The following is a 24,930-nucleotide window of genomic DNA, read 5'->3' as shown; positions in this document are numbered from 1 at the left end:
TTCTCGGGGCTACCACTCGATACCGCGCTGGCCCTTGCGGCCGGCGTCCATGGGGTGCTTCACCTTGGTCATCTCGGTGACCAGGTCGGCGGCGCCGGTCAGCGCCTCGGGTGCGTACCGGCCGGTGATGACGACGTGCTGGCTGCCGGGGCGGTCCTCGAGCACGGCCACCACCTCGGCCGGGTCGATCCACCCCCAGTGCATCGGGTAGGTGAACTCGTCCAGCACGTAGAAGCGGTAGGTCTCGGCGGCGAGGTCGCGCTTGACCTGCTCCCAGCCCTCCTTGGCCGCCTCCTCGCTGGTCATCTCCTGCTCGGCGGAGCGCTGGATCCAGGACCAGCCGGAGCCCATCTTGTGCCAGTCGACGGTGCCGCCCTCGCCGGAGGCGCCGAGGACGCGCAGTGCGTTCTCCTCGCCGACCTTCCACTTGGCGGACTTCACGAACTGGAACACCCCGACCGACCAGCCCTGGTTCCAGGCCCGCAGCGCCATGCCGAAGGCGGCCGTGGACTTGCCCTTCCCGGGGCCGGTGTGCACGGCGGTGATCGGCTGGGTACGGCGCTGACGGGTCGTCAGGCCGTCGTCGGGGACGCTTTCGGGGACACCCTTGGGCATGTCGGCTCAGGCCGCCTTTCGCATCGAGGTGGTGACGGGTCGGTTGGCGCGGACGAGCGAGGCGACGCCCTCGGCGCGCAGCTCGTCCAGGCTGACGGCGCTGCCGCCGAGCAGCCCGGCCAGGGTGCGGGCGAGGCCGAGGCGGACGGGGCCGGACTCGCAGTCCAGCACGACGCTGGCGGTGCGCTGGGCGGCGAGGAGCCCGGCGGCACGCCGGGAGTCGGCGAGCGCGTCGCGTCCGCCGGTGGCGCGGCCGTCGGTCACCAGGACCAGCAGCGGCCGGCGGTCGGGGTCGCGGAGCCGTTCCACCCGCAGCACCTCGTGCGCGCGCAGCAGCCCGGCGGCCAGCGGGGTCCGGCCGCCGGTGGGCAGCGACTCCAGCCGGGCCGCGCCGACCTCCACGGACGAGGTGGGCGGCAGGGCCAGCTCGGCGCCGGTGCCGCGGAAGGTGATCATGCCGATCTTGTCGCGGCGCTGGTAGGCGTCCATCAGCAGGGACAGCACGGCGCCCTTGACGGCGGTCATCCGCTGCCGGGCCGCCATCGAGCCGGAGGCGTCCACGACGAACAGCACCAGGTTGGACTCGCGGCCGCGGCGCACCTGCTCCCGGAAGTCGTCCTTGTGCAGCACCAGGGCGCGGCCGTCGCGCCCGCGGGCGACCTGGTGCGGCGCGGCGGCCTGCAGGGTGGCGGTGAGGTGCAGCCGGCTGAGGGTGCCCTGCGGCCGGCGGGCGCGCACGGTGTGGCCGGCGCTGGTCTCGGCGGGGGAGCGGCGGCCCTGGGCGCCGCGGCCGGTGCCCTGGACGGTGAACAGCCGGGTCCGGTACGGGTCGCCGGCCGCGACCGGCGCCGACTCCCGGGCGGGGGCGGGGTGCTGGGCCGGGACGGGCTGCGGCTCGGGTGCTCCGGCCTCCGCCGGGGCGTCCGCGGGGGCGGGCTCCGGGGCGGAGGTCTCCGGGGCCGCGTCGCCGGTCGGCTCGGGTGCGCCGCCGCCGTCGGGGCCGCCGTCCCCGTCCGGGTCGCCGCCGTCCGGGCCGTCCCCGTCCGGGTCGCCGCCGTCGGGGCCGTCGTCCTCCGGTTCGGGTTCGGGCTCGGTCTCCGGCTGGGCGTGCTCCTCCAGCGTCCGTTCCAGCTGCTCCTCGTCCAGCCCCGGGGCGTCGAAGGGGTTGCGGCGGCGCCGGTGCGGCAGGGCCAGCCGGGCGGCCTTGCGGACGTCCTCCTCCAGCACCTCCGTGCGTCCGTCCCAGGCGGCGAGCGCGACGGCGGTGCGGGCCATGACGATGTCGGCGCGCAGCCCGTCCACCTCGAACGCGGCGCACACCGCGGTGATCTGCCGCAGTGCGGTGTCGGTCAGCTCGACCTCCGGGAGCAGCTCCCGGGCGGCGGTGATGCGCCCGGCGAGCGCCCGCTCGTCCTCGGCGAACCGCGCGGCGAAGCCGGCCGGGTCCGCGTCGTAGGCGAGCCGGCGGCGGACCACCTCGGCCCGCTCGGCGGGCTCCCGGGTGGCGGCGATCTCGACGGTGAGGCCGAAGCGGTCGAGCAGCTGCGGCCGCAGCTCGCCCTCCTCCGGGTTCATCGTGCCGACCAGCAGGAAGCGGGCCGCGTGCCGCACCGACACGCCCTCGCGCTCGACGTAGGAGCGGCCCATCGCGGCGGCGTCCAGCAGCAGGTCCACCACGTGGTCCTGCAGCAGGTTGACCTCGTCGATGTAGAGCACGCCGCGGTGCGCCTTGGCGAGCAGCCCCGGCTCGTACGCCTTGACGCCCTCGGCCAGCGCCCGCTCGAGGTCGAGCGAGCCGACGATCCGGTCCTCGGCCACGCCGACCGGCAACTCGACCAGCTGGGACGGGCGTTCGTGGCTGCCGGCGGCCGGGTGCGGGCCGTCCGGGCACTGCGGGTCCGGCCCGGCCGGGTCGCAGGCGAAGCGGCAGCCGTCGACGGCGGCGATGGACGGCAGCAGGCCGGCCAGGGCGCGCACCATCGTCGACTTCGCGGTGCCCTTCTCGCCGCGCACGAGCACGCCGCCCACGGCCGGGGAGACCGCGTTGAGCAGCAGCCCGAGGCGCAGGTCGGCCATGCCGACGATCGCGGTGAACGGATAGCGGACGTCACTCATGCATACTCCCCAGGTGCCCCGGGCGCCAGGAACGGCAGCGATCCGGCCGCCGGCACCCCGCCCTCGATCAGCTTCCAGAGCGCGTCGGTGTCCGCGTGCTCCTCGATCAGGTCGCCCAGCCGGTCCAGCCGGGCCTCGCGCGCCTCGGCGAAGGACGTGTCCGGCGCGGGCACGAACGCGCGGCCCGCCGATCCGGCGACCTCGCGCAGGAGTTCGCGGCGGAACCCGTCGTTCTCCAGCGCGCCGTGCCAGGTGGTGCCCCAGACCTGGCCGACCCGGCAGCCGTCCAGGAAGGGCTCGCCGCCCTCCACCTCGACCACCCCGTGGTGGATCTCGTAGCCCTCGACCCGGTGCCCGTACGCCTCGCCGACCGGCCGGCCGAGCACCTTCTCGGCGCCGAACCGCACGCGCGTCGGCAGCAGTCCGAGACCGGCGACCTCGCCGGCCCCGGACTCCACCTCGTCGACGATCGAGCCCGCCAGCATCTGGTAGCCGCCGCAGACCCCGAGCACCGGCAGCCCGGCCGCCGCGCGGGCCTTCAGCGCCGGTTCCAGGCCGCGCTCGCGCAGCCAGGCCAGGTCGGCGACGGTGGCCCGGGTGCCGGGCAGCACCACCAGGTCGGCGTCGGCCAGCTCCTCCGGCCGGGTCGCCCAGCGCACCAGCACGCCCGGCTCCTGCGCGAGCGCGTCCACGTCGGTGAAGTTGGAGAGCCGGGGGAAGCGCACCACGGCCACCCGCAGCACGTCCGCGCCGAGCGGGCCGCGGCCGTCCACCCGGTCCACCACGGTCGACAGGTCCAGCGAGTCCTCGGCGTCCAGCCACAGGCCCGGCAGCATCGGCAGGGTGCCCAGCACCGGGCGGCCGGTCAGCCCGTGGAGCATCTCCAGCCCGGGGGCGAGCAGCCGGGCGTCGCCGCGGAACTTGTTGACGAACCAGCCGGCCACGTGCCGCTGGTCCTCCGCGGACAGCAACGCCAGCGTCCCGTACATGGCCGCGAAGACGCCGCCGCGGTCGATGTCGCCGACCACCACCACGGGCAGTCCGGCCGCGGTGGCCAGGCCCATGTTGGCGATGTCCCGGTCGCGCAGGTTGATCTCGGCGGGCGAGCCGGCGCCCTCGCAGACCACCACGTCGTAGCGGCGGCGCAGGTCCGCCAGGCACTCCAGGGCCCGCTCCAGCAGGACGGGCTTGCGCTCGCGGTAGTCCAGCGCGCCGACCTCGGCGACCGGCCGGCCGAGCAGCACGACCTGGCTGCGGCCGTCGGCGCCGGGCTTGAGCAGCACCGGGTTCATGGCCGCCTCCGGCTCCACCCGGGCGGCCTGCGCCTGCATCGCCTGGGCCCGGCCGATCTCGGCGCCGTCGGCGGTGACGAAGGAGTTCAGCGACATGTTCTGCGCCTTGAACGGCGCCACCGCGACCCCGCGGCGGGCCAGCCAGCGGCAGATGCCCGCCGTCACCACGCTCTTGCCCGCGTCCGAGGTCGTCCCTGCGACCAGCAGCGCGTTGCTCATGCCCGTCCCTTTCCGCTTCTGCTTCCGCGGCCGGCCAGCAGTCGCAGTGCGACGTGCCCCGCCACGGTCGTACCCAGGGCCAGCGCGCCCACCCTCCGGGAGAGCACGCAGGCCCGCTCGATGTCGTCCACCGTGACCGGCCGCAGTTCGGCGCCCAGGACGGGTCGGTGCTCGACCCGCTCGCCGTACTGCAGGGTGCCGCCCAGCCGGACGCCGACCGCGCCCGCGAAGGCGGACTCGGCCTGGCCGGCGTTCGGGCTCGGGTGCGCCGAGCCGTCCCGGCGCCAGACCCGCCAGGCGGTGCGCGGCTGCGGCGCGGCGGCGACGGTCAGCAGGGCGGTCAGCCGGGCACCCGGCCAGCCCGCCACGTCGTCCAGCCGGGCCGAGGCCCAGCCGAACCGGGCGTGGCGCGGCGAGCGGTGGCCGACCATGGCGTCCAGGGTGTTCACCGCGCGGAACGCCAGCAGCCCCGGCGTGCCCGCCAGCGCGCCCCAGACGAGCGCGTTGACGACGGCGTCGGCGGTGTTCTCGGCCACCGACTCGACCACCGCGCGGGCGATCTGCTGCTCGTCCAGCGCGCTCGGGTCGCGGCCGCACAGGTGCGGCAGCCGGGCCCGGGCCGCCGTCAGGTCGCCCGCGGCCAGCGAGCGGCCGATGGTGCGGGCCTCCCGGGTCAGCGAGGTGCCGCCGAGCACCGTCCAGGTCGCGGCGGCGGCCAGGGCCGCGCGGCCGAGCGGGCGCCGGCCCGCGGTGCGGTCCAGGGCCACCGCGGCGGCGGCCACGGTGCCCGCGCACAGGGCCGTGTAGCCGGCGCCGGTCGCCCGGTCGTCCCGCCAGAGCCGGCGCTCGAGCCTGGCCGCGGCGGAGCCGAAGACGGCCACCGGGTGGCCGCGGCGGGGGTCGGCGTAGCGGGCGTCGGCGGCGTAGCCCGCGAGGGCGCCCAGCGCGAACGCCGCCGCGCGGGTCAGCGGGCGCACGTCGGGTGCGGCGGGTTCGCGGGGGCGGCGGCCGGGTGCGGCGGGACCGGGGGGTGCGGCGGAAGGCAGCGTCGGGTCCGGCGGGGCGGGGCAGCCTGCATCGCGTGCGTGTCCTCACTCAGGGTCCGCGCCCTGGCTCGACGTAGCGGGGGCGAGAGTCTCCTGGCTTCCGGGTCGGACGCACCCCCGGGCCTTCCAGCGGCTTCTGACGGCGCGCCGTGGCAACCTGCCGAGCGTGCTCCCCGGTGACAGTGGCGGGACCGCGCCGGACTCGCACCGGCTTCCTCTGCATGCCTCCGTTTGGCCCCCGGATCCCATCACGCGGCCGAACCGGGAGTCAACCGAGGTCACGGAGGGGTTGGTCACACGGGACCGGGGGCCGCGGGGCGGCCGCGGGCTCCCGGCCGGGCGGCGGCGACGGGCGGCGGGGCCCGCGCCGGCACCTCCGTCGGTACCTCCGATCCGCCCGCCCGCAGGGGCATGACACCCTGTGCGATCGTCCAGCGGTCCGTAGGGACCTCCAGGACCGCTTCGTGTGTTCGGCGGCTGGGGCCGGCCGCCACCCGCACCTACCGTTCGTTCCCATGCGACGCAGACAGCCCCCCGCCCTGCCCCCGGTGCCGTTCTCGCCGGGCGCCGCCCGAGCCCACCGGGCCGGCCTCGGCCTGACCCCCGACCAGGTCGTCGGCGGGATGGCCGCGCACGGCGTCCGCCTGCTGCCCACCCACGTCCTCGCCTGGGAGAGCGGCGAGCTGCGGCCGACCGAGGAGGAGTTCATCGCGCTGGCCCGCGCGCTCTGGTGCCCCGCCGTCCAGTTGATGGGCACCCGCCCCACCCGGCTGCGGGACTTCCGGGTCGCCCGCGAACTCCACCAGGACGCCGCCGCCCGCCGGATCGGGGTCGCCCTGCGCCGCTACCAGGACGCCGAGCTGACCGGCCGGTGGGACGGCGACGAGGCCCAGACCCACGCGCTCGCCCAGGTGCTCGGCCTGCGGCTGCGCGAGCTCGTCGACGTCACCGGCCGCCGCGAGGAGCTCGACCGGTGCCTGCGCCAGTGCGTGGACGGCCGCTGGCAGGCCCACGTCCGGGCCGTCGCCCGGATCGTGCCGGTCCACGAGGACGACCTGGCGGCCGTGCTGACGGCCCTCCAGCAGGAGAACCAGGTCTCCTCCCACTGGGGCAGCGGCAGCTGGGGCTCCCCGGCCGCCGCGGTGCCGGACCCGGTCCGCGAGCAGCCGTTGGCGGAGCGCTTCTGGGAGCTGCTCGGGCGGCGCCGGACCGACATCCCTGTCTGACGCCGCGGCCCGCCCCCGCCTGCCCGCGCCGAACCGCCGCCCGTACCCCTCCGGCCCGCCCGCCGCCCGCCCGCCGCCCGCACCCCCGCCGGCCGCCCCGTCGTGCCCCGGACGGCCCAGCCCGGTGGCCGCCCGCCCGCCCTCCCGGTGAACTGGTGCTCGAACACCGTCCGGTCCAAGACCGTCCGACCGTCAGAGCGGGGAGCGATATGCGTTGGGGAACCGCGGCCGTCGTGGCCGCCGCCGCCGTCGGTGCCGGGGCCGCCGTCCTGGTCATCGGCCGCCGGGCCTCCGAACGGACGGTCCGCCCGGCCGCCGCCGTCGAGGGCTCCGGCCCCGTCCTGGTGCAGAGCCTGGCGGCCGGCCGGATCACCTTCACCCGGCGCCCCGCGAGCCTGCGCCCGGGCCGCTGGGCGGTCGAGTGGGACGACCACGGCCACGCCGTCGTCGAGGACGTCCTGCACAGCGACGAGCAGGGCGTGACCCGCAAGCTCCTGCGCGCCGACCGCGGCACCCTCACACCCGGCACCGAGGTCCGCTTCACCCCGCGCGTCCACCTCGGCGACCCGACCGCGGCGCTCGGCCTCCCGTACCGCGAGACCGCCGCGGACGGCGAGCTCGGCGCGCTGCCGGTCTGGTTCCTCGACGGCAAGCGCGGCACCTGGGTGATCCTGGTGCACGGCCCCGGCGGCGACCGGCAGCAGACCCTCCCGGTGCTCCCCGTCCTGGACCGGCTCTCGCTGCCCGCCCTGGCGGTCACCTACCGGGGTGACGAGGGCGCCCCGGCCTCGCCGGACGGGCTCAGCCACTTCGGCGAGACGGAGTGGCGCGACGTCGAGTCGGCGATGCGCCTGGCGCTGGACAACGGGGCCGGCCGGGTCATCCTGTACGGCTGGTCGGTGGGCGCCACCATGGTCCTGCAGGCGGCGGCCCGCTCCTCCTGGGCGCACGCGATCAGCGGGATCGTGCTCGACTCGCCCGTCCTGGACCTGCCCGCCACCGCCCGCCGCCGCGCCGCGCGGGCCGGGTACACCGGCCCCGCCGCCGAGCTGGGCGCGCTGGCCGCGGAGGGCCGCACGGGGGTCGACCTCGCCGACTTCACCCGGATCGCCGAGGGTGCCGACCTGCGGGTGCCCACCCTCCTGATGCACAGCCCGGACGACCAGCTCGCCCCCTTCCGCAGCGCGGAGCGCCTCGCCGGGCTCCGCCAGGACGTGGTCAGCCTGCAAACCTTCCCGGGGGCCGACCACGCCGCGCTCTGGAACTCGGCCCCCACCCACTACACCGAACTGCTGCGCCGCTGGCTCACCCCCCTGCTCTGATCCGTCCGGGCGGCGACCGCCCCCCGCGGCCGCCCGCGGGAGGCGCGGCCGGTGCGGAAACGCCGGCGCGCAGAGGCGGCTGCGGAAAGGCGGGGTGGACGCGGCCGGCGGCACCCCGGGGCCGGTGTCGTTCGAACGGCCGACTTCCGACGGCACCCGCTCCCCGCCGGCCCTCGTCGGCCGTGTGCGGAAAGTCGGCCGGGCCGACATTCCACGCCATTCCCGGTGGTCGCGCCGGGCCGTTCCGGCGGCTCCGGAATTCCTCGCGGCGGCCGGTTCCGGACGGGTGCGGAATGCCGTTTCAGCCGGATTTCCGCACCGTCACCCGCATGATCGGCAAACGCCGTCAATCGTCCCCGAAGATCCTCGCCGCGGCCGGTGCCGGGGTGGCCGACGGGCACGGAAAGTGACCGGACGGACGGGGAGCGCGACCGGCGCCGAGGCCCTCCCACCGGGCTGGCATGGCCCCGCCACACGTTTCCGGCCAGGCGGTTTGCCTCTGTTGCCCGATCTTGTGGAGGTGCTGTGGACGACAGCCCGTCCGTACGGCCAACCGGATGTGACAGAAGGCCGGTACAAGGGGAAGACTGCTCGACGTGACGTCTCGGAATCCGCGCGACCGTGATGCCCCGCTCCCGCCGACGATCGGTACCGGTGCGACGGTGACCCGTCTCCCCGGTACGGCCCACCGGCCCGCCGGTGGCAGGCCGGGCGGGGCCGGGGTACCCCGCCGACGAGGTCCGGCTCCTGCGCCCGGTCGCGGCCGGGTCCCGGTGCCCGAGGGCTTCCCGGCGCCGGCCGAGCTGGCGCCGCTGGCCCGCCGGATGCTGGTGGACGCCGTCCGGATCGCCCGCTGGGCGGGCGAGCTGGAGGAGGTCGACAAGCGCGGCGAGCTGCTGCCGGACGACGCCCGCGCGGCCGGCCGGGCGCTGGCCATGACGGTCGGCGCCGCCACCAAGGCGTGGGGCCAGGCCCTGCTGGTCGGCCTGGTCGAGGCCCGCGACGGCGGTGCCGGGCCGGGCTGGCGCCTGCACGCCTGGGAGCACGACGACGAGGCGGTGGTGCGCGGCTGGTCCGCGCTGTTCGACGCCTGGACGCTGCTCGCCCCGGTGCCGCCGGCCGCCCTGCGCGGCGTGTTCGCGGTGCTGGCCGGCCAGGCCGTGGACCAGGCCCCGCAACTGCTCTCCTTCCTGCACCTGGTGGCCGCCCCGGTGGCGGACAGCGAGCTGCTGGAGCTGCTGCGCCGCGGTCTGGACGAGCGCCGGGTGGGCGGGACGGACGGTTCCGGCCTGTCGCCGGTGCCGCACGCGGCCTCCGCCGTGTCGGCCGTCCGCGGCACCTGCCGGGAGCCGCAGATCGACACCCCGCCGTCGCCCGCCGACGTCGCCGCCGTCCTGGACTGGATGCTGGACGGCCTGACGGCCGTCGGCGCGGTGGAGCGCCGGGACGACGCGGCCGAGCTGTCGCCGCTGGGCCACTGGGCGGTGCGGGCGAAGCTGGAGGAGATCTGCACCGTCGCGCAGACCGCGGCCGGGCACATCGAGCAGAGCGCGTTCGAGCTGCTGAACGCCTGCGCGGACTACTCGCCGGGCCCGGCCCGGGCGGAGTTCCGCGCCTGGGTGGCGGCCCGTCCGGCGGACCGCGCGGTGGCGGAGCTGCTGGACGCCGCGCAGGGGGACGACGCGCTGGTGCGCGGGCTGGCCTTCGAGGCGCTGCGGGTGGCCGGCGGCCCGGCCGAGCAGGCGGTGCGGGCGGCGGTCGACGAGCCGGTGCTGCGCCCCTACGCGCTGCTGTGGCTGGCCGAGCGGGCCGACGAGGGGGTGTCCCCGGCGGACGTGCTGGGGGCCGAGGACGCGGCCTGGCTGTGGGTGGACACCGCGGCGGCGGTGCTGGACCACGGCGAGACGGAGCTGCTGGTGGGCCACGTCGAGGGCGCCTCGGCGGGTGATCCGGTGCGGCTGTTCGCCCGGGCCCGGCAGTCGGGGCACCCGCGGGCGGCCTCGGTGCTGACGGCGGTCTCGGGCGTGCACCCGGATCCGGGCGTGGCGCGGGCGGCCCGTCGTTCGGCCTTCAGCGTCCACACCGGCGGCGCGTAGCCCGGCGTCCGCACCGGGCCACGCGTGGCGCGGCGCCCGGACGGAGCACAACGGGAAGGGCCCCGGATCCTGGTGGATCCGGGGCCCTTCCGTCGTTCTCGGGGCGGGCTCAGCCGAGCCGGGACTCCGCCCGCCGGGCGCGGACGTCGCCGACCTTCTGCCCGACCTTGCGCCGGATGACCAGCAGCGGGGCCATCGCGGCGAGCGTGATCTGGGCGAACGCGCCGACGTGCATCAGCGCGTCGCCACCGGGCAGGCCGGTGGCCCAGGCCGCCAGGCAGCCGATCGAGACGACGATCCAGCAGAGCGTCGCGGTGGCCAGCAGCCCCTGCGGCTTCGGGTACTCGATCCGGCTGACCATCAGGTACGCCGCGCCGAAGATGGCGAGCAGACCGGGCAGGAACGGCGGGTCGAGCAGCACGATGGCGATGACCGTCATCGCGCCCATCGGGCAGGGCATGCCCTGGAACACCCCGGGCCGCATCTTCACGGCCGAGAAGCGGGCCAGCCGCAGGACGACCGCGAGCAGCACGGTCAGCGCGATCAGCGCCGAGAGCTTGCTGTTGGAGCCCTGGGAGACCATGCCCCAGACCGCGACGAAGTAGGCCGGCGCGATGCCGAAGCTGATCAGGTCGGCCAGGTTGTCGAGTTCCGCTCCGAGGGCGGAGGAGCGCAGCTTGCGCGCCACCAGGCCGTCGAAGAGGTCGCACATCGAGCCGATGAGCAGCAGGGTCACCGCGGTGGCGGCGCTGTGCCGGTCGGGTGCGGCGTCCGGGTTGGTGATGTGCGGGACGAGGACCCCGGTGGTGATCGAGTAGATCGCCAGGAAGCCGCAGACGGCGTTCCCCAGGGTCAGGAAGTCGGCGGTGGACAGGTGCTGGGGAGAGCGCGGGGCGCGCAGCTCGCGGTCGCGCGCCCAGCGGCGGCGGCGCAGGGCCGTCTCCTCGTCGTCCAGGCCGACGATTGTCTCAGGATCAGTCACGGTCAAGGCGCGTCACCCCGGCTGTGGTCTTCTGGCCGACCTCGACGCCGACCTCGACGCCGGCCGGCAGGTAGGTGTCGACCCGGGAGCCGAACCGGATCAGGCCGATCCGGTCGCCCTGCTCGACCTTGGTACCGGCGGCCACGTACGGCACGATGCGGCGGGCCACGGCCCCCGCGATCTGCACCATCTCGATGTCGCCGAGCTCGGTGTCGAAGTGCCAGACGACCCGCTCGTTCTGGTCGCTGTCCTTGTTGAACGCCGGGACGAAGCCGCCGGCGACGTGCTCGACGGAGGTCACCGTGGCGGGCAGCGGCGCGCGGTTGACGTGGACGTTGAGCGGGCTCATGAAGATCGCGACCCGGGTGCGGCCGTCCGGCCAGGCGTCGATGCTCTGCACCACGCCGTCGGCGGGCGAGATCACTCTGCCCGTGCCGATCTCACGCTCGGGGTCGCGGAAGAACCACAGCATGCCGGCGCCGAGCGCGCAGGCGGGAACCGCCGCCAGGGCCCACTTGCCGCTGCGCCGGGTGAGGGCGGTGGTCACGGCGGCCGTGGCGAGGGTGGGGACGAACCAGGGGGTGGCTCCGCGCGCGATGGTCACGCGGGGTCGCCGACCGGCCGTCGTGGCTGCGAGGGCATCGCGGTCCGTGACGGAGGAGTGAGGGGACGGGCTGATGGGCATCGAAGACCTTTGTCGCGGGGGATCATGGCCGCTGGACGGGGGCCACCGCGGGATCGGGTAATAGAGGGACGGCTTGCTGTCCCGGTGGATGCTATCGGGAGCACACGGTGGGTGGGCAACCCGCCTGCTCGTTCATGTGTCCGGGGGAGGCGCGTCTGCGCGTCCCACCCCTACGACCGTAGCTCGACCCGGTCCGGTTCCCAAGGGACCGGACGCGGCTGGTGACTCTTGTCTCAGCGGGGGTGCCGGCGGAACCCGGGGGGCGGAGCGGCCCGTACGCGCCCTGGCGAGGGTGTGCGGAAGCGGCCGCAGGGCGCGTCGTTGCAGCTGTACGCCCTGCGGCCGCTTCCGGCGGGCCGTGCCGGACCCCAGGCGGACCAGGCCGGGGCCGTGGTGGGCACGGCGTGGTGCCGGGACGGGCCCGCACGCCCGTCGACCGGCGGTTCGGAGGGGCCGACCCGGCCGTCCGCGGCGGCCCGGGGGCCACGTCGTCCGGGCGGGTCGACCGGGTGCTCAGTCGGCGATCCGGTACTCCTCCAGGAGCCGGCGTCCGACGATCATCTTCTGGATCTCCGCAGTTCCTTCACCGATGAGCAGCATCGGGGCCTCGCGGTAGAGCCGCTCGATCTCGTACTCCTTGGAGAAGCCGTAGCCGCCGTGGATGCGGAAGGCGTCCTCGACGACCTCCTTGCAGTACTCGGAGGCGAGGTACTTGGCCATGCCGGCCTCGAGGTCGTTGCGCTCGCCGCTGTCCTTCTTGCGGGCGGCCATGACCATCATCTGGTGGGCGGCCTCGACCTTGGTGGCCATCTCGGCGAGCTTGAACTGGATGGCCTGGTGCTCGGCGATCTTCTTGCCGAAGGTGGAGCGCTGCTGGGCGTAGGAGATGCCGAGCTCGAAGGCGCGGCGGGCGACGCCGCAGCCGCGGGCGGCGACGTTGACGCGGCCGACCTCGACGCCGTCCATCATCTGGTAGAAGCCGCGGCCGGGCACGCCGCCGAGGACGCGGTCGGCCGGGATCCGGACGTCCTGCAGGACGAGCTCGGTGGTGTCGACGCCCTTGTAGCCCATCTTCTCGATCTTGCCGGGCACGGTCAGGCCGGGAACCTTCGGGTTCGGGCCGAAACCGGCCTCCTTCTCGATCAGGAAGGTGGTCATGTTCTTGTACGGCGTGTTGCCGCCCTCGTCGGTCTTGCACAGGACCGCGACGAGGGTGGAGGTGCCGCCGTTGGTGAGCCACATCTTCTGGCCGTTGAGGACGTAGCAGTCGCCGTCCCGGACGCCCTTGGTGGAGATGGCCGAAACGTCGGAGCCGAGGCCGGGCTCGGACATCGAGAAGGCGCCGCGGATCTCGCCGGCGGCCATCCTCGGCAGGAAGTGGTCCTTCTGCTCCTGGGTGCCGTGGGCGTTGATCATGTGCGCCACGATGAAGTGCGTGTTGACGATGCCGGACACGCTCATCCAGCCGCGGGCGATCTCCTCGACCACCAGGGCGTAGGTGAGCAGCGACTCGCCGAGGCCGCCGTACTCCTCGGGGATGGTCAGGCCGAACAGCCCGAGCTGCTTCATGCCCTCGACGATGGCGGTCGGGTACTCGTCCTTGTGCTCCAGCTCGGTCGCGACCGGAATGATCTCCTTGTCGACGAAATCCCGCACGGTGGCGAGGATGTCCCGCTGGATCTCGGTGAGGCCGTCGGTCTGTGCGAGGCGTCCCATCGTGCGGCTCCGAAAGGTCTGGGGGTCGGGGGGAAGTCGTGGATCCCCCGGGGGGGGGGATTTCCGGGGGCCCCGCCGGCGTGGCGACGGGGCCCCCGGTACCGGGGTGGGGATCGGCCGATGACGGCGGCCTACCCGTCCGGGGTCAGGAGGGGTCAGGAGAGCGGGGTGGGGCGGCCGGGCTGCTCGCCGCCGCGCTCCTCGATGTACGTCCCGGTCGGCACCATCACCTTGCGGCGGAAGATGCAGACGACCGTGCCGTCCTGCTTGTACCCCTTGGTCTCGACGTGGACGATGCCGCGGTCGTTCTTCGACTTGGACGGCCACTTGTCGATGACGGTGGTCTCGCCGTAGATGGTGTCGCCGTGGAAGGTCGGTGCGACGTGGCGCAGCGACTCGATCTCCAGGTTGGCGATGGCCTTGCCGGAGACGTCCGGGACGGACATGCCCAGCAGCAGCGAGTAGACGTAGTTGCCCACCACGACGTTCCTGCCGAAGTCCGTCGTCTTCTCCGCATAGTTGGTGTCCATGTGGAGCGGGTGGTGGTTCATGGTGAGCAGGCAGAAGAGGTGGTCGTCGTACTCGGTGACCGTCTTGCCGGGCCAGTGCTTGTAGACCGCGCCGACCTCGAACTCCTCGTAGGTGCGTCCGAACTGCATGGCTCAGGCTCCCGGGATCTCGAACTTGGTGGTGCGCTGCATCCCGGCGGCCCGGCCCTTGCCGGAGATGACCAGGGCCATCTTGCGGCTGGCCTCGTCGATCATCTCGTCGCCGAGCATCGCGGAGCCCTTGGCGCCGCCCGCCTCGGAGGTGCAGTAGTCGTAGGCGTCGAGGATCAGCTCGGCGTGGTCGTAGTCCTCCTGCGAGGGCGAGTAGATCTCGTTCGCGGCGGCGACCTGGTCCGGGTGCAGCACCCACTTGCCGTCGAAGCCCAGGGCGGCGGAGCGGCCGGCGACCTCGCGGTAGCCCTCCTGGTTGCGGATCTGCAGGTACGGGCCGTCGATGGCCTGCAGGTCGTTGGCGCGGGCGGCCATCAGGATGCGCATCAGGATGTAGTGGTAGGCGTCGGCCGGGTAGCCGGGCGGCTGCTCGCCGACCACCAGGGACTTCATGTTGATGGAGGCCATGAAGTCGGCCGGGCCGAAGATGATGGTCTCCAGCCGGGGCGAGGCCTCGGCGATGGCGTCGACGTTGATCAGGCCCTTGGCGTTCTCGATCTGCGCCTCGATGCCGATCCTGCCGACCTCGAAGCCCATGGTCTTCTCGATCTGGGTGAGCAGCAGGTCGAGCGCCTTGATCTGCCCGGCGTCCTGGACCTTGGGCAGCATGATGCAGTCGAGGTTGGGGCCGGCGCCCTCGACGACGGTGATCACGTCGCGGTAGGTCCAGTGGGTGGTCCAGTCGTTGACCCGGACGACCCTGGTCTTGCCGCCCCAGTCGCCGTTGTTGAGGGCGTCGACGATGGTGTGGCGGGCGCTCTCCTTGACGAGGGGGGCGCAGGCGTCCTCCAGGTCGAGGAAGACCTGGTCGGCGGGGAGGCCCTGGGCCTTCTCCAGGAAGCGCGGGTTGCTGCCCGGCACGGCGAGGCAGGAGCGGCGCGGGCGCAGTCGGTTCGTGGTGGTCATGAGGGTCGTTCGGTTCCTTCCCAGTGGTCAGCTGGTGGTCGCGGGTGCGGGCGTCCAGGGCTGGAGCTTGTTGGCGAGCCGGATCTCGTCCACGATCCGGCCGATGATGGTCGTGATGCCGAAGTCCTTCGGGGTGAACACGGCGGCGACGCCGGCGGCCTTGAGGGCCTCGCCGTCCGCTGCCGGGATGATGCCACCCACGATCACCGGGACATCCTGCACCCCGGCCCGGCGCAGCCGCTGCAGGACGTCCGGGACCAGCTCGGAGTGCGCGCCGGAGAGGATCGACAGGCCGACGCAGTGCACGTCCTCGGCGACGGCCGCGGAGACGATCTGCTCGGGGGTCAGCCGGATGCCCTGGTAGACCACCTCGAACCCGGCGTCGCGGGCCCGGACGGCGATCTGCTCGGCGCCGTTGGAGTGGCCGTCGAGGCCGGGCTTGCCGACCAGCAGGCGCAGCTTGCCGGCGCCCAGCTCCTCGGCGGTGGCGGCGACCGCGGCGCGCACCGCGGCCAGTTCGCCGCCGGGCTCGGCCGCGACGGCGACCGGGGCGCCGCCGACGCCGGTGGGTGCGCGGTACTCGCCGAAGACCTCGCGCAGGGCGAAGGACCACTCGCCGGTGGTGACGCCGGCCCGGGCGCAGGCGAGCGTGGCCTGCATCAGGTTGACGTCGGTGGCGGCGACGGCCTTGAGCTCGGCCAGCGCCGTCTGCGCGGCGGCCTCGTCGCGCCCGCCGCGCCAGGCCTCCAGCGCGGCCAGCACGGACTGCTCGGAGGCCGGGTCGACGACCATGATCGCGGTGTCGAGGTCGGCCGTGAGCGGGCTCTCCTCGGTGGTGTCGAAGCAGTTGACGCCGATGATCTTGTCCTCGCCGGACTCGATCCGGGCCCGGCGGGCGGCGTGCGAGGCGACCAGGTTGGACTTCAGGTAGCCGGACTCGACGGCCGGGATCACCCCGCCCATCTCCAGCACCTTGGCGATCTCCGCCTCGGCGCCGGCCAGCAGCGCGGCGGTCTTGGACTCGACCACCTCGGAGCCGTTGAAGAGGTCGCCGTACTCCAGCAGGTCCGACTCGTAGGCCAGCACCTGCTGGATCCGCAGGGACCACTGCTGGTCCCAGGGCCGGGGCAGGCCGAGCGCCTCGTTCCAGGCGGGCAGCTGGACGGCCCGGGCGCGGGCGTCCTTGGAGAGGGTGACGGCCAGCATCTCGAGCACGATCCGCTGGACGTTGTTCTCCGGCTGGGCCTCGGTCAGGCCCAGCGAGTTGACCTGGACGCCGTAGCGGAACCGGCGCTGCTTCGGGTCCTGGACGCCGTAGCGCTCCAGCGTGACCTTCTCCCACAGCTGGGCGAAGGCGCGCATCTTGCACATCTCCTCGACGAAGCGCACGCCGGCGTTCACGAAGAAGGAGATCCGGGCGACGACGTCGCCCATCCGCTCGGCCGGCACCTGGCCGGAGTCGCGCACGGCGTCGAGCACCGAGATGGCGGTGCACATCGCGTAGGCGATCTCCTGGACGGGCGTCGCGCCGGCCTCCTGCAGGTGGTAGCTGCAGATGTTGATCGGGTTCCACTTGGGGATGTTGCCGACCGTGTAGGCGATCATGTCGGTGATCAGGCGCACCGACGGGCCGGGCGGGAAGACGTGCGTCCCGCGCGACAGGTACTCCTTGACGATGTCGTTCTGGGTGGTGCCGGTGAGCAGGGCGATGTCGGCGCCCTGCTCCTCGGCGACCACCTGGTAGAGCGCGAGCAGCCACATGGCGGTGGCGTTGATCGTCATCGAGGTGTTGGTCTGCTCGAGCGGGATGCCGTCGAACAGGGTGCGCATGTCGCCCACGTGGCCGACCGGGACGCCGACCCGGCCCACCTCGCCGCGGGCGAGGATGTGGTCCGAGTCGTAGCCGGTCTGGGTCGGCAGGTCGAAGGCCACGGACAGACCGGTCTGACCCTTCGCCAGGTTCCGCCGGTAGAGCGCGTTGGAGTCGCTCGCGGTGGAGTGTCCGGCGTAGGTGCGCATCAGCCAGGGCCGGTCGCGCTTCTGCTGCTGCTCGGTCATCGGAGGGGCCTCAGACGTTCCGGAAGCGGTTGATGGCGTCGACGTGCTTGGCGCGGAGCTCCTCGTTGCGCACGCCCAGGCCCTCCTCGGGGGCCAGGCAGAGCACGCCGACCTTGCCCTGGTGCTTGTTGTGGTGCACGTCGAGGGCGGCCTGGCCGGTCTCCTCCAGCGAGTAGACCTTGGACAGGGTCGGGTGGATCTTGCCCTTGGCGACCAGCCGGTTGGCCTCGAAGGCCTCGCGGTAGTTGGCGAAGTGCGAGCCGACGATGCGCTTGAGCGACATCCACAGGTAGCGGTTGTCGTACTGGTGCATGTAGCCGGAGGTGGAGGCGCAGGTGACGATGGTGCCGCCCTTGCGGGTGACGTACACCGAGGCGCCGAAGGTCTCCCGGCCCGGGTGCTCGAAGACGATGTCGACGTCCTCGCCGCCGGTGAACTCGCGGATCTTGGAGCCGAGCCGCTTCCACTCGCGCGGGTCCTGGTTGTTCTCGTCCTTCCAGAACCGGTAGCCCTCGGCGGAGCGGTCGATGATCGCCTCGGCGCCCATGGCGCGGCAGATGTCCGCCTTGGCCTCGCTGGAGACCACGCAGATCGGGGTGGCGCCGCCGGCCAGGGCGTACTGGGTGGCGTACGAGCCGAGGCCGCCGCTGGCGCCCCAGATCAGCACGTTGTCGCCCTGCTTCATGCCGGCGCCGTTCTGGGAGACCAGCTGGCGGTAGGCGGTGGAGTTGACCAGGCCGGGGGAGGCGGCCTCCTCCCAGGTGAGGTGCTTCGGCTTGGGCAGCAGCTGGTTGGTCTTCACCAGGGCGATCTGGGCCAGGCCGCCGAAGTTGGTCTCGAAGCCCCAGATGCGCTGCTCCGGGTCCATCATCGTGTCGTTGTGGCCGTCCGGGGACTCCAGCTCGACGGAGAGGCAGTGCGCGACGACCTCGTCGCCCGGCTTCCAGGCGTTGACCCCGGCTCCGGTGCGCAGCACCACGCCCGCCAGGTCGGAGCCGAGGACGTGGTACGGCAGGTCGTGGCGCTTGGTGAGCGGCGACAGCCGGCCGTAGCGCTCCAGGAAGCCGAAGGTGGAGACCGGCTCGAAGATCGAGCTCCACACGGTGTTGTAGTTCACCGAGCTGGCCATGACGGCGACCAGGGCCTCGCCGGGGCCGAGCTCGGGCAGGGCCACCTCGTCGAGGTGGAGGGACTTCCGGGGGTCCTTGTCGCGGCTGTCGAGGCCCGCGAACATCTGCTCCTCGTCCTTGTGGAGCGTGACCGCCCGGTAGGACTCGGGGAGCTTGACGGCGGCGAAGTCCTCCGACGTGGCGTCGTTGCTGAGGATCGCGTCGAGGATTTCCTGCATGGCTGCCTCCGAAGGCGTACCTGTGTTGAGGGCGCACAGGGCGTCTGGGGGAGCCGGGAGCGGACACCGGCTTCGCTGAGGTGGGTGGGTGGGTGCTGCTGGGCGCCCGGACTGGGCCGGGCCGATCTGGCACTGCTCCCGGGGTGTGGGAACGCCGGACGACGGCGCGCCGAGGTGGGGAGCCGCGGCGCCGCGACTGGTGAGTAACAAGGTAGTGGCACCCTGTGCCACTCGTAAAGACACCGGGTGTCAGGAATTCCGGGGCGTCGCGGCGGGGTGTGACGCGCGTTGAGCGGGCATGCGAAGGGCCCGCGCCGACTGTTCGGCGCGGGCCCTCGAAACTGCCCTGACCTGCGAATACTCCGGGCTCAGGACTCCCTGGCGCCGCTCAGCGCGGCCCGGATGCTGTCCACCACGACGTCCAGTGGAGCGTCCGTCCGGGCGACTGTGATGAGTACCTCACCTCCGGGGCTGGCACTCAGTGCGCTTTCCGCCACCCCTTCCACGCCCGCCCCACTGGCACCGGGTGCCACCAGGGAGCCCCGGCGTCTGGCACCCGGCTCGCTGGAGGCCCAGAAGGTCCGCCGGATGACCTCGAAGGAGTGGTCCAGCTGCGCCTCCACGTCCCCCCGGCCGCCGGCCCGCAGCCAGCGCCGCAGCACGTGGTTGTGCGCCGCGACGACCGCCGCCGCCGACACCTCGGCCAGCATCGAGTCGTCCTCGCCGCCGCGCTGCCAGCCCGACGGGATCGACTCGCCGGTGTCGAAACGGCCCAGCAGGTAGCGGGTGAACAGCCGCTCGTACCGGGCCACCACGGCGATCTCCCGCTCGCGCAGCGCCGGGACCTGCCGGATCAGCTGGTACCGCGCGACCGACACCCCCGGCGTGGAGGCGTACATCCGCAGCACCTCCTTGATGCCGCGGCAGACCACGTCCAGCGGGTGCTCCTCCGGCTCGGCGCTGGCCAGCAGGTCGGCGACCCGGACGAGGGTGTCGTCGTGGTCCGGGAAGATCGCCTCCTCCTTGGACCGGAAGTACCGGAAGAAGGTCCGCCGGGCCACCCCGGCGGCGGCCGCGATCTGGTCGACCGTGGTCTCCTCGTAGCCCTGCGAGGCGAACAGCTCCATCGCGGCGGTGGCCAGGTCCTGGCGCATCTGCTGGCGCTGCGCCGCCGCCCGGCGGCTGCCCGGCCCGGCGTCCGGGCCGGTGCCCCCGGTCGAGGAGGTCGTCCGGTCTGCGCCGCGCGGTCCGGCGGAGTGCTGCGGGGTGGCTGCCTGAACCCGATCCATGTCCGGAACGCTACACGGCCCGGCGGGCGCGGCCGCGGCCCTTCCCCGGCGGACCGGGGTGACCGGCCCGGTGGCGGCGGGCCGGGGCCAGCGCGCGGACACCGTGCCCGGGTTCCAGCCCGGCGGCCGGGACGCTCCGGAGCTGCCGTAGGGCGCCGACTCCCGCGCGGCGGCGCCCCCGGTCGGCGGCGTGGTCACCGGCGGGCGTGGTCGCGGAAGCCGCGGCCGGTCTTGCGGCCCAGGCACCCGGCCGCGACGAGGTGCTCCAGCAGCGGCGCGGCGGCCAGGCCCGGCTCGCGGAACTCCTGGTGCAGCACCTGCTCGATGGTCAGCGAGACGTCCAGGCCGACCACGTCCAGCAGCTCGAACGGGCCCATCGGGTAGCCGCAGCCCAGCTTCATCGCGGTGTCGATGTCGTCCACCGTCGCGTAGTGCTCCTGGAGCATCCGCACCGCGTCGTTCAGGTAGGGGAAGAGCAGCGCGTTGACGATGAAGCCGGCGCGGTCCCCGCACTCCACCGGGTGCTTGCGGACCTTGGCGGTCAGCTCCAGCACGGTGGCCGTGACGTCCGGCGCGGTCAGCACGGTGGAGACCACCTCGACCAGCTTCATGGCCGGGGCGGGGTTGAAGAAGTGCATGCCGATCACGTCCTGCGGCCGCGAGGTGGCGGTCGCGCAGCTGATCACCGGCAGCGAGGAGGTGGTGGTGGCGAGCACCGCGCCCGGCTTGACGATCTTGTCCAGGACGGCGAACAGCTCCCGCTTGACCGCCAGGTCCTCGGCGACCGCCTCGACCACCAGGTCCACGTCGGCCAGTTCGGCGTACTGGCCGACCGGGGTGACCAGCTCCAGCGCGGCGTCGCGCTGCTCGGCGCCCATCCGGCCGCGCTCGACCGAGCGGTTCAGCGACTTCGCCAGCTGTGCCTTCGCCGCGTCGGCCTTCTCCTGGCTGCGGGCTGCCAGCAGCACCGGGTACCCGGCCTTGGCGAACACCTCGACGATGCCGGTCGCCATGGTGCCCGAGCCGCAGACGCCGACCGTCCGGACCTCCCGGCCGGCGACCTTCGGCGTGGCCGGGCCGGTGGCCGCGTCCACGGCCCGGGACGATCCGGGCGCCTCGTAGGTGTAGAAGCCGCGGCCCGACTTGCGGCCCAGCAGCCCGGCCGAGACCAGCTGGCCGAGGATCGGGGCGGGCGCGTGCAGCCGGTCGCGGGACTGCTCGTACATCGCCTCCAGGACGGTCCGCGCGGTGTCCACGCCGATCAGGTCCAGCAGCGCCAGCGGGCCCATCGGCAGGCCGCAGCCGAGCCGCATCGCGGCGTCGATGTCCTCCCGGGACGCGTACTTGGACTCGTACATCGCGGCGGCCTGGTTCAGGTAGGCGAACAGCAGGCCGTTCACCACGAAGCCGGCCCGGTCGCCGGCCGCCACCGGCTCCTTGCCGAGGTCGCGGGCGAACGCGGCGGCGTCCTCGGCGGTCTGCGGGGAGGTCAGCACCGTGCGGACCACCTCGACCAGCTTCATGCTGTGCACCGGGTTGAAGAAGTGCAGGCCCAGCACCCGCTCCGGACGGGCGGTCGCGGCGGCGATCCTGGTCACCGACAGCGCGGTGGTGCCGGTGGCCAGCACGGTGGTCTCCGGGCAGATCCGGTCCAGCTCGGCGAAGAGCTCCCGCTTCAGCTCCAGCTGCTCGGGCACCTCCTCGATCACCAGGTCCGCGGCGGCGGCGGCCGCCAGCTCGTGGCCGACCGAGATCAGCGCGAGCAGCGCGGTGCGCTCCTCGGCGGTGATCCGCTCCCGGTCCACGGCGTGCGCGGTGGTCTCCTCGATCCGGGCCAGCGCCCGGGCCGCCGAGTCCTCGGTGGCCTCGATGCCGATCACCCGGCGGCCGCTCCTGGCGACGGCGACCGCGACACCGGCACCCATCGTGCCGAGGCCGACGACGGCGACCGTGGGAAAGGGACGCTCCATGTGTCCTGCACTCCTAGTCATGGGTGGCCCGCGCGCGCTCCGGCGGGCGCGCCGCCGCGCCCGGCCGTGGGCCGGGGGCGGCCGCCGCCGGAGGAGGGTCCGCGCGCGGGGGCTGGGGAGATGACGGGTCCGGCGCACCGGCGCAGCGGCCGGTCCGCTCCGGCCGAACTGCGGGTGTGCCGTGGTACTCAGGCGCTCAGGGTGGAAGGAAGCGGCTCTGATACGAGGAAGGGGGCCCGGCTGGCCGCGGTTCGCGGCACCGGCCGGTGAAGTCGCACCGCGCGGGCGCCGCAGACACGGCGACCGCAGGCCCCCGTCGGTGCGGCTCCCGAAGCCCGACGGTGGTGCGTCCGGCCACTGTAGCGAAGCTACCGACGGGTAGGAAAGGGGGCGTCGGCGGGAAATCCGCCCGGATCCGCGGGCGCCCGGGTCGGCCGGGGCCCCGCCCGACCCACCCGCCCCGAACGGGTGAACGGATGGACGGACGTCCGTTTCGACCACCCGATAGGGGAGTTACGCGCCCCCGGCGGTCGGGGCAGCATGGAGGCATGACCATCGGAACCGTCACCGCCGGCCCCACCGCGTCCGGCCCGGGCGGCCCGGGCGACCAGCCCGTCGGCCCGGCCGGCCCGCTCGCCGCCGCCGTCGCGCTGCCGCCGCGGGCCGAGCGCGCCGAGCGGGCCTCGGCGGCCGCCGACCGGCTGGGCGCCGCCGGGGTCGAGGCGGTGGCCGTCACCTGGGTCGACAACGCGGGCATCGCCCGGGTCAAGGCCGTCCCCCTCGGCGGCCTGGTGCACGCCGCGCAGTGGGGCGTCGGCGCCGCCCCCTGCTTCGACGTCTTCCTCGCCGACGACGCCGTCACCACCAGCCCGGTCATCGGCGGCCCCACGGGGGACCTCCGGCTCTACCCCGACGTCGAGCGCGTCGTCCCGCTGGCCGCCCAGCCGGGCTGGGCCTGGGCCCCGGGGGACCGGCACACCCAGGACGGCGCCCCGCACCCCGGCTGCCAGCGGCTGTTCGCCCGCCGGATGGAGGCCGCGGCGGCCGCGCGCGGGCTGGGCCTGCTGGCCGGCATCGAGGTCGAGTGGGTGGTCGCGCTCGCCGGGGATCCGCAGGAGGAGCCGCGCTACCCGACCCACGGCCCCGCCTACGGGATGCACCGGCTCACCGACCTCTCCGACTACCTGCGCGACGTCCTGCGTGCGCTCGGCGAGCAGGGGCTCACCGTCCTGCAGATCCACCCCGAGTACTCCCCGGGCCAGTTCGAGGTCTCGGTGGCCCCCGAGGGCCCGGTCGGTGCCGCCGACACCTCCGTCCTGGTGCGGCACACCGTCCGGGCCGTCTCCGCCCGGCACGGCCTGCGGGTCTCCTTCGCCCCCGTGGTGGAGGCCGGCGCGGTCGGCAACGGCGGGCACCTGCACCTGAGCCTCTGGCGGGACGGCCGCAACCTCGGCCACGGCGGCCCCGGCCCGCACGGCCTCACCGCGGAGGCCGAGGGCTTCCTCGCCGGAGTGCTCGGCGCGCTGCCCGAGCTGCTGGTGCTGGGCTGCTCCAGCCCGGCCGGCTACCTGCGGCTGGTGCCCTCGCACTGGGCCGGCGCCTACCAGTGCTGGGGCCTGGAGAACCGCGAGGCGGCGCTGCGCCTGGTGACGGGCTCCACCGGGGAGCGGGCGGCCGCCGCGAACGCCGAGGTCAAGTGCTTCGACGCGAGCGCCAACCCCTACCTGGCGGTCGGCGCGGTGCTAGCGGCCGGCCTGGCCGGGCTCGACCAGCGCCGGGCGCTGCCCCCGGAGTTCACCGGGGACCCGGCCGCCGCCGAGCCCGGCACGGTGCCGCGGCTGCCCGCGTCCCCGGCCGAGGCGCTGGCCGCGTACGAGCGCTCGGCGGTGCTGCGCGAGGCACTCGGCGAGCCGCTGTACGAGACGGTGCTGGCGGTGCGCCGGGCCGAGGCCGAGCAGTACGCCGGGGCCGCGCCCGAACGGCTGGTGGCGGCCACCCGCTGGCGGTACTGAGCGGTGCCCCCGTCGCCGGTGCCAGCGCTGGTCGACCACCACTGCCACAGCGTGGTGGCGGCCGAGCTCTCCGACGACGCCCTGGCCGGGCTGCTCACCGAGTCCGACCGCCCGCCCGCACCCGGCTGCTCCCCGTTCGACAGCGCGCTCGGCCTGGCCGTGCGGCGCTGGTGCCCGCCCGTCCTCGGGCTGCCCGCGCACGCCCCGGCGGCCGAGTACCTGGCGCGCCGGCGCGAGGTGGGCGCCGCGGAGGCCACCGCCCGGCTGCTGGCGGCGGCCGGGCTGGGCGCCTGCCTGGTGGACACCGGGCTGACCACCGCGGCCGGGCTGCCCCTGCTGCCGCTCGGTGAACTCGCCGCGGCCACCGGGGCGGTGGTGCGCGAGGTGGTCAGGCTGGAGTCGGTCGCCGCGGCGGTCACCGGGCCGGCCGGAGCCTGGCCGCAGGCCGTCGGCGAGGCCCTCGCGGCGGCCGCCGCCGGCGCGGTCGCGGTCAAGTCGGTGCTGGCCTACCGCGCCGGGCTGGCCGCCCCGGCCGAGCGCCCCGCGCGGGCAGCCGTGGTGGCCGCGGCCGGTGCCCGGCTGCGGGGCGGGCCCGGCCGGCTGACCGATCCGGTGCTGCTGCACCACCTGCTCTGGACGGCCGTGGACGTCTGCGCCGAGCTCGGCCTGCCGCTCCAGCTGCACACCGGTTTCGGCGACCCGGACCTCACCCTGCACCGGGCCGATCCGTCGCTGCTGACGGACTTCGTGCGCGCGGCCGAGCCGAGCGGCGTCCCCCTGGTGCTGCTGCACTGCTACCCCTACCACCGGCAGGCCGCCTGGCTGGCCCAGGCGTTCCCGACGGTCTACACCGATCTCGGGCTGACGGCCTCCTACGCGGGGCCGCGGGTGGCCGCGGTGCTGGGGGAGATGCTGGAACTGGCGCCGTTCGGAAAACTGCTGTTCTCCACCGACGCGTACGGGCTGCCCGAGCTGTTCCTGGTGGGTGCCGCCCAGTTCCGGCACGGGCTGGGGTCGGTGCTGGCCGGCTGGCGGGAGGACGGCGCCTGTTCGGCGGCGGACGCGGAACGGCTGGAGCGGCAGATCTCGGCCGACACGGCGCGCCGGCTCTACGCGCTGTAGGGCGGCGTCCCCGTCGATGACGGTCGGCGGTCAAGGGCGTCAGCTCGTCGGCACACCAACACTTTTTAACAATATGACTGACTGTTTGTCCTGTTGATGCCTGGAACCTGGCGTTCCGCTGTTGGTTGAGATGTGACGATTGGATGTCTGCCTCTTGCGCATCTAATCGGATATTCATTAGCGTCCCGATCA

18 protein-coding genes and 1 riboswitch are annotated in these 24,930 nt (G+C 74.4%); of the genes, 5 read left to right on the top strand and 13 right to left on the bottom strand.

Annotated elements, in window-relative coordinates; translation table 11 throughout:
- Positions 1-9 precede the first annotated feature (9 nt).
- Genes cobO through ACFYUY_RS18605 form a run of 4 tightly spaced genes read right to left on the bottom strand, consistent with a single transcriptional unit; the run spans position 10 to position 5,218 of the window.
- Positions 10-615 carry a cob(I)yrinic acid a,c-diamide adenosyltransferase gene (gene cobO / locus ACFYUY_RS18620; protein ID WP_360211719.1) on the bottom strand — a complete coding sequence of 202 codons (606 nt, stop codon included), beginning with the start codon at positions 613-615 and terminating at the stop codon, positions 10-12.
- A gap of 6 nt (positions 616-621) precedes the next feature.
- Positions 622-2,730: a putative cobaltochelatase gene (locus ACFYUY_RS18615; RefSeq protein WP_387901691.1), complete on the bottom strand. Its 2,109-nt coding sequence runs from the start codon at positions 2,728-2,730 to the stop codon at positions 622-624.
- Positions 2,727-4,241, bottom strand: coding sequence for a cobyric acid synthase (locus ACFYUY_RS18610; RefSeq protein ID WP_360211725.1), 1,515 nt, complete (start codon positions 4,239-4,241; stop codon positions 2,727-2,729). The genes ACFYUY_RS18615 and ACFYUY_RS18610 overlap by 4 nt, the downstream gene beginning before the upstream one ends.
- Positions 4,238-5,218 (bottom strand): cobalamin biosynthesis protein, encoded by a 981-nt coding sequence (locus ACFYUY_RS18605; protein WP_360211728.1) that lies wholly within the window; start codon positions 5,216-5,218, stop codon positions 4,238-4,240. The genes ACFYUY_RS18610 and ACFYUY_RS18605 overlap by 4 nt, the downstream gene beginning before the upstream one ends.
- Before the next feature lie 155 nt (positions 5,219-5,373).
- Positions 5,374-5,506, bottom strand: a riboswitch (cobalamin riboswitch).
- A gap of 296 nt (positions 5,507-5,802) precedes the next feature.
- Here ACFYUY_RS18605 and ACFYUY_RS18600 point away from each other — a divergent pair.
- The 3 genes from ACFYUY_RS18600 to ACFYUY_RS18590 all read left to right on the top strand — a co-directional run bounded on the left by ACFYUY_RS18600 (position 5,803) and on the right by ACFYUY_RS18590 (position 9,931).
- The gene (locus ACFYUY_RS18600; protein WP_360211731.1) at positions 5,803-6,513 is read left to right on the top strand and encodes a transcriptional regulator; all 711 of its coding nucleotides are present in this window, start codon (positions 5,803-5,805) and stop codon (positions 6,511-6,513) included.
- 209 nt (positions 6,514-6,722) lie between these two features.
- Positions 6,723-7,835, top strand: a complete 1,113-nt coding sequence (locus ACFYUY_RS18595) for an alpha/beta hydrolase family protein (protein WP_387901687.1) — start codon at positions 6,723-6,725, stop codon at positions 7,833-7,835.
- Between the two features lie 773 nt (positions 7,836-8,608).
- Positions 8,609-9,931 carry a hypothetical protein gene (locus tag ACFYUY_RS18590; protein ID WP_387901684.1) on the top strand — a complete coding sequence of 441 codons (1,323 nt, stop codon included), beginning with the start codon at positions 8,609-8,611 and terminating at the stop codon, positions 9,929-9,931.
- Positions 9,932-10,040: 109 nt separating this feature from the next.
- Here ACFYUY_RS18590 and ACFYUY_RS18585 read toward each other — a convergent pair whose 3' ends face one another.
- From ACFYUY_RS18585 to ACFYUY_RS18545, 9 genes are all read right to left on the bottom strand, one after another.
- On the bottom strand, positions 10,041-10,919 hold the full coding sequence (locus ACFYUY_RS18585; RefSeq protein ID WP_387901683.1) for a CDP-alcohol phosphatidyltransferase family protein: 879 nt from the start codon (positions 10,917-10,919) through the stop codon (positions 10,041-10,043).
- Positions 10,906-11,598 (bottom strand): phosphatidylserine decarboxylase, encoded by a 693-nt coding sequence (locus ACFYUY_RS18580; protein WP_360211740.1) that lies wholly within the window; start codon positions 11,596-11,598, stop codon positions 10,906-10,908. Before ACFYUY_RS18580 ends, ACFYUY_RS18585 begins: the two co-directional genes overlap by 14 nt.
- 513 nt (positions 11,599-12,111) lie before the next feature.
- The gene (locus ACFYUY_RS18575; RefSeq protein WP_360211742.1) at positions 12,112-13,314 is read right to left on the bottom strand and encodes an acyl-CoA dehydrogenase family protein; all 1,203 of its coding nucleotides are present in this window, start codon (positions 13,312-13,314) and stop codon (positions 12,112-12,114) included.
- 155 nt (positions 13,315-13,469) lie between these two features.
- Entirely contained in the window at positions 13,470-13,973 is a 504-nt protein-coding gene (locus ACFYUY_RS18570) for a MaoC family dehydratase (protein WP_360211745.1), read from the bottom strand.
- Between the two features lie 3 nt (positions 13,974-13,976).
- A complete protein-coding gene (locus tag ACFYUY_RS18565) occupies positions 13,977-14,939 on the bottom strand; it encodes a CoA ester lyase (protein WP_360211748.1) in 963 nt (320 codons plus the stop codon).
- Positions 14,940-14,966: 27 nt separating this feature from the next.
- Complete coding sequence (locus ACFYUY_RS18560; RefSeq protein WP_360211751.1) at positions 14,967-16,997, bottom strand: protein meaA; 2,031 nt, start codon at positions 16,995-16,997, stop codon at positions 14,967-14,969.
- Positions 16,998-17,007: 10 nt separating this feature from the next.
- Positions 17,008-18,345: a crotonyl-CoA carboxylase/reductase gene (gene ccrA / locus ACFYUY_RS18555; RefSeq protein WP_360211754.1), complete on the bottom strand. Its 1,338-nt coding sequence runs from the start codon at positions 18,343-18,345 to the stop codon at positions 17,008-17,010.
- 368 nt (positions 18,346-18,713) lie between these two features.
- Positions 18,714-19,634 carry a TetR family transcriptional regulator gene (locus ACFYUY_RS18550; RefSeq protein WP_360211757.1) on the bottom strand — a complete coding sequence of 307 codons (921 nt, stop codon included), beginning with the start codon at positions 19,632-19,634 and terminating at the stop codon, positions 18,714-18,716.
- Positions 19,635-19,828: 194 nt separating this feature from the next.
- Positions 19,829-21,604, bottom strand: coding sequence for a 3-hydroxyacyl-CoA dehydrogenase family protein (locus ACFYUY_RS18545; protein WP_387901676.1), 1,776 nt, complete (start codon positions 21,602-21,604; stop codon positions 19,829-19,831).
- Between the two features lie 548 nt (positions 21,605-22,152).
- On the opposite strand from ACFYUY_RS18545, the gene ACFYUY_RS18540 reads away from it, so the two are divergent.
- Both ACFYUY_RS18540 and ACFYUY_RS18535 read left to right on the top strand, forming a co-directional pair.
- Complete coding sequence (locus ACFYUY_RS18540; RefSeq protein WP_387901674.1) at positions 22,153-23,616, top strand: glutamine synthetase; 1,464 nt, start codon at positions 22,153-22,155, stop codon at positions 23,614-23,616.
- 18 nt (positions 23,617-23,634) lie between these two features.
- Entirely contained in the window at positions 23,635-24,738 is a 1,104-nt protein-coding gene (locus ACFYUY_RS18535; protein ID WP_387901672.1) for an amidohydrolase family protein, read from the top strand.
- The last annotated feature ends 192 nt before the right edge of the window (positions 24,739-24,930 follow it).

It is taken from the genome of Kitasatospora sp. NPDC004745 (assembly GCF_042873275.1).
Classification (GTDB): domain Bacteria; phylum Actinomycetota; class Actinomycetes; order Streptomycetales; family Streptomycetaceae; genus Kitasatospora.
The sequence above is the reverse complement of the archived record's forward strand: the minus strand, read 5'-3'. Positions and strand labels throughout refer to the sequence as shown.

Bases quoted from the DNA above. Each gene is read 5' to 3' on its own strand.
- ACFYUY_RS18615 (WP_387901691.1), bottom strand. From the start codon at position 2,730: ATGAGTGACGTCCGCTATCCGTTCACCGCGATCGTCGGCATGGCCGAC.
- ACFYUY_RS18550 (WP_360211757.1), bottom strand. From the start codon at position 19,634: ATGGATCGGGTTCAGGCAGCCACCCCGCAGCACTCCGCCGGACCGCGC.
- ccrA (WP_360211754.1), bottom strand. From the start codon at position 18,345: ATGCAGGAAATCCTCGACGCGATCCTCAGCAACGACGCCACGTCGGAG.
- ACFYUY_RS18545 (WP_387901676.1), bottom strand. From the start codon at position 21,604: ATGGAGCGTCCCTTTCCCACGGTCGCCGTCGTCGGCCTCGGCACGATG.
- ACFYUY_RS18565 (WP_360211748.1), bottom strand. From the start codon at position 14,939: ATGACCACCACGAACCGACTGCGCCCGCGCCGCTCCTGCCTCGCCGTG.
- ACFYUY_RS18575 (WP_360211742.1), bottom strand. From the start codon at position 13,314: ATGGGACGCCTCGCACAGACCGACGGCCTCACCGAGATCCAGCGGGAC.
- ACFYUY_RS18570 (WP_360211745.1), bottom strand. From the start codon at position 13,973: ATGCAGTTCGGACGCACCTACGAGGAGTTCGAGGTCGGCGCGGTCTAC.
- ACFYUY_RS18540 (WP_387901674.1), top strand. From the start codon at position 22,153: ATGACCATCGGAACCGTCACCGCCGGCCCCACCGCGTCCGGCCCGGGC.
- ACFYUY_RS18600 (WP_360211731.1), top strand. From the start codon at position 5,803: ATGCGACGCAGACAGCCCCCCGCCCTGCCCCCGGTGCCGTTCTCGCCG.
- ACFYUY_RS18560 (WP_360211751.1), bottom strand. From the start codon at position 16,997: ATGACCGAGCAGCAGCAGAAGCGCGACCGGCCCTGGCTGATGCGCACC.
- cobO (WP_360211719.1), bottom strand. From the start codon at position 615: ATGCCCAAGGGTGTCCCCGAAAGCGTCCCCGACGACGGCCTGACGACC.
- ACFYUY_RS18595 (WP_387901687.1), top strand. From the start codon at position 6,723: ATGCGTTGGGGAACCGCGGCCGTCGTGGCCGCCGCCGCCGTCGGTGCC.
- ACFYUY_RS18580 (WP_360211740.1), bottom strand. From the start codon at position 11,598: ATGCCCATCAGCCCGTCCCCTCACTCCTCCGTCACGGACCGCGATGCC.
- ACFYUY_RS18610 (WP_360211725.1), bottom strand. From the start codon at position 4,241: ATGAGCAACGCGCTGCTGGTCGCAGGGACGACCTCGGACGCGGGCAAG.